The organism is Rhizobacter sp. P1_G5, from assembly GCF_056405435.1.
On sequence record NZ_JBFUCB010000261.1, the window covers coordinates 1 to 7,794 of the forward strand.

Consider the following 7,794-nt stretch of genomic DNA (forward strand, 5'->3'; position numbering starts at 1 on the left):
GACGTGGTGGAGGTCGGCGGGGTCGTCATCGAGAGAGTCTTTCACGGCCGACCGCGGGTCACGCTGTCGGCAACAGGTACGTCATCAGTTGTCGTACAACAGGCCGAATGATTGGTGACGGGCAGGGGGCTTGTCAAGCTGGCGGGATGAGGGTAATCCCGAGGCTCGTGCGCCGCGCCGGGCTGCCAAACGGTGTCGTCAACGACGTACATTGTTGTACGACGACGGRCCGCCTTTGTCGATCCGCGGAAGCCCCGCAGGCCGGGGCGCCGCCTGTCGTACATTGAAAGCCCTTTCAACGACCCCGTCATGAGCCGTTCGATGCACGTTCCGTCTTCTCCCGCTGCGACCGATCTGCCGCGCCGCCGTCCGCGCAGCCTGGCCATCGGCCTGGTCGAGACGCTGAGCGCGCGCATCCGCGACAACGTGATGCGATCGGGCGACAAGCTGCCCACCGAGGCCGCGATCATGGATGAGTTCGGCGTCAGCCGCACCGTGGTGCGCGAGGCGCTGTCGAAGCTGCAGGCCGGCGGGATGGTCGAGACGCGGCACGGCGTGGGCACCTTCGTCGTCGGTACGGGCGGCACGCAGAATTTCCGCATCGATCCCGAGCAGATCGCCACCGCCCGCGAAGTGATCGCGGTGCTCGACCTGCGCATCGGGCTCGAGGCCGAGGCGGCGGGCCTCGCGGCGGTGCGCCGCACCGATGCCAACATCGAGGTGATGCGCGGCGCGCTGGCCGCGTTCTCGGCGGCCATCGAGCACGACGGCGACGCGATCGCGCCCGATTTCCAGCTCCACATGGAGATCGCCCGCGCGACGCAGAACGTGCACTTCGTCGAGCTGATGACCTACCTCGGCACGATGATCATCCCGCGCGCACGCCTCAATACCGCGAAGGTGGCCGGCGAGGGCCGGCGCGAGTACCTGCAGCGCGTCAACGTCGAACACGAGAGCATCGTCAATGCGATCGCCGGGCGCGACCCCGAGGCGGCCCGCGCCGCGATGCGCACGCACCTGGCCAACAGCCGCGAACGCCTGCGCCGCGCTGATGACGGCCCCCCAGTCGCTTCGCTCCTGCCCCCGAGGGGCGCCACCCCTGGGCCCGGCGGAGCCGGATCCCGGGGCGTTGCTTGATCAGCGCAGCTGTGTAGTGGCTTGCGGCAGCCTCTCTTGTGCCTCCACAAATGATGTTGTACGATGACTGACAACTAGACCCGACCGCCCAACTTCATTGGAGACGCGCATGTCACCCCAGGAACTCAAAACCACCATCTCGTCCGGCCTGCTGTCCTTCCCGGTGACGGACTTCGACGCGCAGGGCAACTTCCAGCCGTCGACCTATGCGAAGCGGCTCGAATGGCTGGCCCCGTATGGCGCGACCGCGCTGTTCGCTGCCGGCGGCACCGGCGAGTTCTTCTCGCTGGTGGGCGAGGAATACGGCCAGGTCATCAAGGTGGCGGTCGACACCTGCAAGCACAGCGTGCCCATCATTGCCGGCGTCGGCGGCCCGACCCGCCAGGCGATCGCGATGGCGAAGCAGGCCGAGGCGCTGGGCGCCAAGGGCCTGCTGCTGCTGCCGCACTACCTGACCGAGGCCGGCCAGCAAGGGCTGGTCGCGCACGTCGAGGCGGTGTGCAAGTCGGTGAAGATCGGCGTGATCGTCTACAACCGCGCGGTGTGCAAGCTCAGCGCGGCGAGCCTGCAGCAGCTGGCCGACCGCTGCCCGAACCTGGTGGGCTTCAAGGACGGCGTCGGCGAGATCGAGGCGATGGTGACGGTGCGCCAGAAGCTCGGCGACCGCTTCGCGTACCTGGGCGGGCTGCCGACGGCCGAGGTCTATGCCGCGGCCTACAAGGCGCTCGGCGTGCCGGTGTATTCGTCGGCGGTATTCAACTTCGTGCCGAAGACCGCGATGGAGTTCTACCGCGCCGTCGCGGCCGACGACCGCGCGACGCAGAGCCGCCTGATCGACGACTTCTTCCTGCCGTACCTCGACATCCGCAACCGTCAGGCCGGCTACGCGGTCAGCATCATCAAGGCCGGCGCGACGCTGGTCGGCCACCCGGCCGGCCCGGTGCGCCCGCCGCTGACGGACCTGACCGGTGAAGAAGTCGAGATGTTGTCGGCCTTGATCAAGCGCCTCGGGCCGCAGTAAGGATTCGCCGCGGGCCGGCCGAGCGCCGGGCCGCCCCAAGCCGGCCGGCATCCCCTCGGGGGATCGGCCGATGTACTCATTGGACGAGGGGCAGACATGTCTGAGCATCTGAATTACATCAACGGCGCCTGGGTCGCCGGTTCGCGCTTCGTGCCGAACATCAACCCGTCGGATCTCGCCGACACCGTCGGCCTGTTCGCGAGCGCGACGGCCGAGCAGGTCGACGAGGCGGTGAAGGCCGCGCGCGCTGCCGCACCGGCCTGGGCGCTCTTCAACGTGCAGGCCCGCGCCGACGCGCTCGACCGCATCGGCAACGAGATCCTGGCGCGCCGCGAAGAGCTCGGCACGCTGCTCGCACGCGAGGAAGGCAAGACGAAGCCGGAAGGCATCGGCGAGGCCGCCCGCGCCGGCAACATCTTCAAGTTCTTTGCCGGCGAATGCCTGCGCACGCCGGGCGAGCTGCTGACGTCGGTGCGGCCGAACATCGGCATCGAGATCACGCGCGAGCCGGTCGGCGTGGTCGGCATCATCAGCCCGTGGAATTTCCCGATCGCGATCCCGGCCTGGAAGATCGCGCCGGCGCTCGCGTTCGGCAACTGCGTGGTGTTCAAGCCCGCCGACCTGGTGCCGGGCTCGGCCTGGGCGCTGGCCGAGATCATCACGCGCGCCGGCCTGCCGGCCGGCGTGTTCAACCTGGTGATGGGCGCCGGCCGCGAGGTCGGGCAGGCGATCGTCGACCACCCGGGCATCGATGCGATCAGCTTCACCGGCTCGCAGAACGTGGGCAGGCAGGTCGCGCAGGCCGCGGTCGCGCGCGGCGCGAAGGTGCAGCTGGAGATGGGCGGCAAGAACCCGCAGGTGGTGCTCGACGACGCCGACCTGAAGCAGGCGGTGGAGCTGTGCGCGCAGAGCGCGTTCTTCTCGACCGGCCAGCGCTGCACGGCCTCGAGCCGGCTGATCGTCACTGCCGGCATCCACGACCGTTTCGTCGAGGCGCTGGCCGAGCGCGTGCGCGGCCTGAAGGTCGGGCATGCGCTGGGCGCCGGCATCGACATCGGCCCGGTGGTCTCGAAGGCGCAGCTCGAGCAGGACGAGCGCTACATCGAGCTCGGCCAGGCCGAAGGCGCGCGCCTGCTGGCGGGCGGCCAGCGCGTGAAGGCCGAGACCGAGGGCTTCTTCCTCGCGCCGGCGCTGTTCATCGACTCGACGCAGCGCATGACGATCAACCGCGAGGAGATCTTCGGCCCGGTGGCCTCGGTGATCCGCGTGAAGGACTACGACGAGGCGCTGGCCGTCACCAACGACACGCCGTTCGGCCTGTCGGCCGGCATCGCGACCAGCTCGCTGAAGTACGCGACGCACTTCAAGCGCCACGCGCAGGCCGGCATGGTGATGGTCAACCTGCCGACCGCCGGCGTCGACTACCACGTGCCGTTCGGCGGCCGCAAGGGTTCGAGCTACGGCCCGCGCGAGCAGGGCAGCTACGCCCGCGAGTTCTACACGACGGTGAAGACGGCCTACACCGGCGTCTGATCGGACCAGGAGCATGCGCACCGGGAGGTGATGCATGTCCTCTTGCCGGCGCCTCTTGCGGCGTCGACATCCCCGCAAGCTCGGTGCCTTCGCACCGCGCAGGATGCGTGGAGGTCGTGATGGAGTTGCTCAGATTGGTGCAATCCCAGGTTCGCCTGGGGGCCCCGCTGCCGTGGGGCGTGCGGGACGAGGCCGGCGTGCTGCTGCTGGCCAAGGGCCACGTGTTCGTCGACGGCGGCCAGATGCAGGCCCTGCTGCGGCGCGGCGCTTACGTCGACCTGGAAGAGGTGAAGGCCGCGGCCCGCGCGGCGCAGCCCCGGGAAGCGCGCCCCGCCAACCTGTTTGACCTGTGGGAGAAGACGCTGTGGCGGCTCGACCGGCTGCTGAAGAGCCTGGCCGAGCCGGGCTTTCCGGCGCGCATCGACGAGTTCGCGGGCAGCCTGGTTGCGTTGATCGAGCGCGATCCCGACATCGGCATCTTCCTGTCGGTGCGCAAGGACCGGCCGCGCATGCTGCTGTACGGGCTGACGCATTCGCTGCACACCGCGCTGCTGTGCTGCCTGATGGCGCGCCGCCTCGGCTGGAGTGCCGCGCGCACGCTCAGCATCGTGAAGGCCGCGTTGACGATGAATGTCGCGATGCTGGAGCTGCAGGGGCGGCTGGCCGCGCAGGGCGTGCCGGCGATGCCGCCGCAGCTGGAGAAGGTGGCACTGCACCCGCAGCAGGCGGTCGAGCTGCTGCAGGCGACCGGTGTCGACGATGCCGAGTGGCTGCAGGCGGTGGCCGAGCACCATGAGCGCCCGGGCGGCGGCGGCTACCCGCTCGGGCACGCGCAACCGTGCGAGATGGCGCGCGCGCTGCGCCTGGCCGATGTCTTCATGGCGCGCATCACGCCGCGCATCAGCCGGCCGGCGATCAGCACGCAGGATGCGGCGCGCCAGCTGTTCCAGGATGACGGCGGCGGCCCGCTGTCGATGGCCATCGTCAAGGAGCTGGGCATCTACCCGCCGGGCGACTTCGTGCAGCTGAAGAGCGGCGAGCAGGCGGTGGTGGTGCGGCGCGGCGACAGTGCGAGCACGCCGATCGCCGCCAGCATCACCGACCGCCGCGGCATGCCGGTCACGCAGACGACGCGGCGCGACACCGCGTGCCAGGAATTCGCGATCGTCGCGGCGCTGCCCGACAAGTCGCTCGCGGCGCGCATGCTGCCGGAGCGGCTGTACGGGCTGCCGGCCTGATCAGGCCTTCCTGCCCTGGTTCGCGACGGCGGCGGCAGCAGCGGCGGCCGCCGCGGCATCGCCCAGGTAGTAGCTCTTGATCGGCTTCAGGTTCTCGTCGAGTTCATAGACGAGCGGGATGCCGTTCGGGATGTTGACGCCGACGATGTCGGCATCGGCGATGCCGTCGAGGTACTTCACGAGCGCGCGGATGCTGTTGCCGTGCGCGGCGATCACGATGCGCTTGCCCGCCTTGATGGCCGGGGCGACGCTGTCGTTCCAGAACGGCAGCACGCGGGCGACGGTGTCCTTCAGGCATTCGGTCAGCGGCACGTCCTCGGGCCGCAGCTTCGCGTAGCGGATGTCCTGGCGCTGGCCACGCGGATCGTTCGCGTCGAGCGCCGGCGGCGGCGTGTCGTAGCTGCGGCGCCAGATCAGCACCTGCTCGTCGCCGTACTGCCTGGCCATGTCGGCCTTGTTGAGCCCCTGCAGCGCGCCGTAGTGGCGCTCGTTCAGGCGCCAGCTGTGCACCACCGGCAGCCAGGTGCGGTCCATCTGGTCGAGCGCGTGCCACAGCGTCCAGACCGCGCGCTTGAGCACCGAGGTGTAGGCCACGTCGAAGTCGTAGCCCTCGGCCTTCAGCAGCCGGCCGGCCTGCCTGGCCTGCTCGACCCCGGTGGGCGTCAGCTCGACGTCGGYCCAGCCGGTGAAGCGGTTTTCMAGGTTCCAGGTCGATTCGCCGTGGCGGATCAGCACGAGTTTGTACATGGCAGGCAGTGGTTGTGGGGCGGGCGGGGTGCGACCCCGGGAGGTAGAGCGGCGAATTCTATAATTCCGCCCTTTGCCTCCAACCCTGGGCTTCGCAGTGAAATTCCTTCTCGACAACTGGTATCTGTTCGCGGTGGCCCTGGTGTCCGGCGGCCTGCTGCTGTGGCCCTCGCTGCGGCGCGGCGCGCAGGGCAGTGCGCTGAGCACCGCCGATGCGGTGCACCTCATCAACCGCGAGAAGGCGGTGCTGATCGACGTGAGCGAGGCCGCCGAGTTCGCCGCCGGCCACCCCGCCGGCGCGAAGAACGTGCCGCTGGCACAGATCGAGACCTCGAACGCGCTGCCGAAGAACAAGGCCTTGCCCCTCGTGGTGGTGTGCGCGAGCGGCGCACGCGCGACGCGCGCGATCGGTATCCTTCGCAAGGCAGGCTACGAGAACGCCCGCGTGCTGGCCGGCGGCCTGAAGGCGTGGCGCGAAGCGAACCTGCCGGTCGAGAAATCGGCCTGAGGATTCAGGGGCACGCACCGTGCGGGCCCGTCGTTGGAGCGAAGCGATGCAAGCCGTGAAGATGTACACCTCGATGGTGTGCCCCTACTGCCACCGCGCCAAGCAGCTGCTGAAGTCGCGCGGCGTCGACCAGATCGACGAAGTGCGCGTCGACCTGCAGCCGGGCCTGCGCGACGAGATGATCGAGCGCACCGGGCGCCGCACCGTGCCGCAGATCTTCATCGGCAGCACGCACGTCGGCGGCTGCGACGACCTGGTCGCGCTCGACCAGCGCGGCGGCCTGCTGCCGCTGCTGTCTGGCTCGGCCGCCTGACACACCAGGCGTTTCAATTCGCCCCTGGCGCCTCGGACATAATCCGCGCCGCAGCCCGCGCATCCCGTCTGCGGGCTTTTTTCACTCGTCTTCGTCAATCGCGAGATCACCATGTCCGACGACACCCAAACCCCCGTGTTCCAGATCCAGCGCCTGTACCTGAAGGACCTGTCGCTCGAACAGCCGAACTCGCCGCAGATCCTGCTGGAGCAGACGCAGCCCCAGGTCGACATCAACCTCGGCCTGGCTGCCGAGCCGGTCGCCGACGGCATCTACGAGGTGAGCGTCACCGCCACCGTCACGACCCGCGTCAGCGACAAGACGCTGTTCCTGGTCGAGGCCAAGCAGGCCGGCATCTTCGAGATCCGCAACATCCCCGAAGACCAGCTGCAGCCGATCATCGGCATCGCCTGCCCGCAGATCATCTACCCGTACCTGCGCGCCGTCGTCTCCGACATCTGCACGCGCGCCGGCTTCCCGCCGGTGCTGCTGGCCGAAGTGAACTTCCAGGCGATGTTCGAGGCGCAGCAACAGCAGGCCGCGAACGGCGCTGCCGCGCCCGCCATCAACTGACGCACGGGTTGCCGCGGTGAAGCTCACCGTCCTCGGGGCCGGCGCGTGGGGCACGGCGGTGGCCGTGAGCACCTCAACGCGCCATGACACCCGCCTGTGGGTGCGTGATCCGCAGCAGTGCGCGCGCCTGCAGGCGCGCGGCGAGAACCACCGCTACCTGCCCGGCGTCGCGCTGCCGCCGGGGCTGGTGGTGTCGTCCGATTTCGACAGCTGCGTCGAGCATGCACGCGGCGGGCTGATCATCATCGCGACGCCGATGGCGTCGCTGTCCGAGGTGCTGCGGCGCCTRCCCGCCGATGCGAGCGGCGTGATGTGGTTGTGCAAGGGCTTCCAGGACAGCACCGGCTGGCTCGGTCACGAGGTCGCACGCGCGGTGCGGCCGACCGACGGCCGCGTCGGCGTGCTGTCGGGGCCGACCTTCGCGCTCGAGGTCGCGCTCGGCCGGCCGGCGGCGCTGGTGGCCGCGAGCGGCGACGCCGCGCTGTGCGAGCAGGCCGTCGCGGCGCTGCACAGCGATAGCCTGCGTGTCTACACCTCCAGCGACGTGCTGGGCGTCGAGGTGGGCGGCGCGCTGAAGAACGTGATGGCGATCGCCACCGGCATCGCCGACGGCATGGGCCTCGGCTTCAACGCCCGGGCGGCGCTGATCACGCGCGGGCTGGCCGAGATGACGCGGCTGGGGGGCGCGCTCGGCGCCCGGCCCGACACCTTCATGGGCCTGTCC

The 7,794-nt window shown here is 69.8% G+C and carries 9 protein-coding genes; 8 read left to right on the forward strand and 1 reads right to left on the reverse strand.

Annotation, left to right across the window (positions count from 1 at the left end):
• Positions 1-309: 309 nt before the first annotated feature.
• The 4 genes from AC1D12_RS18090 (at position 310) to AC1D12_RS18105 (ending at position 4,929) form a co-directional block, all read left to right on the forward strand.
• On the forward strand, positions 310-1,137 hold the full coding sequence (locus tag AC1D12_RS18090) for a FadR/GntR family transcriptional regulator (protein WP_465114125.1): 828 nt from the start codon (positions 310-312) through the stop codon (positions 1,135-1,137).
• A 109-nt stretch (positions 1,138-1,246) separates the two neighbouring features.
• Complete coding sequence (kdgD, locus tag AC1D12_RS18095; RefSeq protein WP_465114124.1) at positions 1,247-2,158, forward strand: 5-dehydro-4-deoxyglucarate dehydratase; 912 nt, start codon at positions 1,247-1,249, stop codon at positions 2,156-2,158.
• Positions 2,159-2,254: 96 nt separating this feature from the next.
• Positions 2,255-3,691 (forward strand): aldehyde dehydrogenase family protein, encoded by a 1,437-nt coding sequence (locus tag AC1D12_RS18100; RefSeq protein ID WP_477842011.1) that lies wholly within the window; start codon positions 2,255-2,257, stop codon positions 3,689-3,691.
• Between the two features lie 119 nt (positions 3,692-3,810).
• Positions 3,811-4,929: an HD-GYP domain-containing protein gene (locus AC1D12_RS18105; protein ID WP_477842013.1), complete on the forward strand. Its 1,119-nt coding sequence runs from the start codon at positions 3,811-3,813 to the stop codon at positions 4,927-4,929.
• On the opposite strand, the gene gpmA is transcribed toward AC1D12_RS18105, so the two are convergent.
• On the reverse strand, positions 4,930-5,676 hold the full coding sequence (gene gpmA / locus AC1D12_RS18110) for a 2,3-diphosphoglycerate-dependent phosphoglycerate mutase (protein WP_477842015.1): 747 nt from the start codon (positions 5,674-5,676) through the stop codon (positions 4,930-4,932).
• 97 nt (positions 5,677-5,773) lie between these two features.
• Between gpmA and AC1D12_RS18115 the strand changes: the two genes are divergently transcribed.
• From AC1D12_RS18115 to AC1D12_RS18130, 4 genes are all read left to right on the forward strand, one after another.
• On the forward strand, positions 5,774-6,184 hold the full coding sequence (locus tag AC1D12_RS18115; protein ID WP_047499715.1) for a rhodanese-like domain-containing protein: 411 nt from the start codon (positions 5,774-5,776) through the stop codon (positions 6,182-6,184).
• 46 nt (positions 6,185-6,230) lie between these two features.
• Positions 6,231-6,497, forward strand: coding sequence for a glutaredoxin 3 (gene grxC, locus AC1D12_RS18120; RefSeq protein WP_477828456.1), 267 nt, complete (start codon positions 6,231-6,233; stop codon positions 6,495-6,497).
• A 111-nt stretch (positions 6,498-6,608) separates the two neighbouring features.
• A complete protein-coding gene (gene secB / locus AC1D12_RS18125; RefSeq protein ID WP_047499719.1) occupies positions 6,609-7,070 on the forward strand; it encodes a protein-export chaperone SecB in 462 nt (153 codons plus the stop codon).
• A gap of 16 nt (positions 7,071-7,086) precedes the next feature.
• Positions 7,087-7,794 (forward strand): NAD(P)H-dependent glycerol-3-phosphate dehydrogenase (locus AC1D12_RS18130; RefSeq protein ID WP_477842017.1); only part of this gene is annotated, 708 nt, incomplete at its 3' end.

Coding starts and splice junctions, on each gene's coding strand:
- AC1D12_RS18100 (WP_477842011.1), top strand. CDS start 2,255: ATGTCTGAGCATCTGAATTACATCAACGGCGCCTGGGTCGCCGGTTCG.
- AC1D12_RS18090 (WP_465114125.1), top strand. CDS start 310: ATGAGCCGTTCGATGCACGTTCCGTCTTCTCCCGCTGCGACCGATCTG.
- kdgD (WP_465114124.1), top strand. CDS start 1,247: ATGTCACCCCAGGAACTCAAAACCACCATCTCGTCCGGCCTGCTGTCC.
- secB (WP_047499719.1), top strand. CDS start 6,609: ATGTCCGACGACACCCAAACCCCCGTGTTCCAGATCCAGCGCCTGTAC.
- AC1D12_RS18105 (WP_477842013.1), top strand. CDS start 3,811: ATGGAGTTGCTCAGATTGGTGCAATCCCAGGTTCGCCTGGGGGCCCCG.
- grxC (WP_477828456.1), top strand. CDS start 6,231: ATGCAAGCCGTGAAGATGTACACCTCGATGGTGTGCCCCTACTGCCAC.